1 protein-coding gene is annotated in these 529 nt (G+C 43.3%); it reads right to left on the reverse strand.

Translation table 11 applies throughout. The annotated features are described in order from the left end of the window. Positions 1–24 precede the first annotated feature (24 nt). Positions 25–507 (reverse strand): sigma-70 RNA polymerase sigma factor region 4 domain-containing protein, encoded by a 483-nt coding sequence (locus HMPREF2542_RS09360; RefSeq protein WP_049476475.1) that lies wholly within the window; start codon positions 505–507, stop codon positions 25–27. Positions 508–529 lie beyond the last annotated feature (22 nt).

Below are 529 nucleotides of genomic sequence, written 5' to 3' on the forward strand. Positions count from 1 at the left end.
TTTTTCATCTTTTTTTATTTTCCTCTAGCTTTTTCTTTCATCGTAATCTTGTAAGTAGACCCGTAACTCCCGAAGCATCGCTTGGCGTCCTTGAAACCGTTCATCTGCTAGTAAGCGCTCATACTGTTCTTGTTTCTCTGGACTTAGCTGCTTTTGATAGCTCTTTAGTTGGTCTCGGAGAATCACCAATTCATCCAAATAGAGTTCTTTCAGGCTGAGCTTGTGACCTATCTCGCTCACTTCCTCATAGGCTTGACGGTCTAGTTTGCGCTTTTGGCTTTCTTGTTTGCGCAGGATGTCCTTGATGTGATTACGGAACTTGGTCTTATAGTAAACATAGAGACGACTTTCTGACTCTACCAGTTGCGGATAGCGACTCACCAACTCATATAAGACCAGCATCCCTTCTTGGTCCCAATCACTTAACTCCCACAGGTGGACATAATATTCCCGGCGACACTTCAGTACGATCCCTCTCACTTTGTCATACAACTCCTTGAAGTCCATTTCATAACCCTCCTTTTTTCTT

The sequence above is a fragment of the Streptococcus sp. HMSC034B05 genome, assembly GCF_001809055.1.
Taxonomy (GTDB): Bacteria; Bacillota; Bacilli; order Lactobacillales; family Streptococcaceae; genus Streptococcus; species Streptococcus constellatus.

What these genes read in the sequence shown, in the direction of transcription:
- HMPREF2542_RS09360 (WP_049476475.1), bottom strand. Translation starts at nt 507, where the DNA reads ATGGACTTCAAGGAGTTGTATGACAAAGTGAGAGGGATCGTACTGAAG.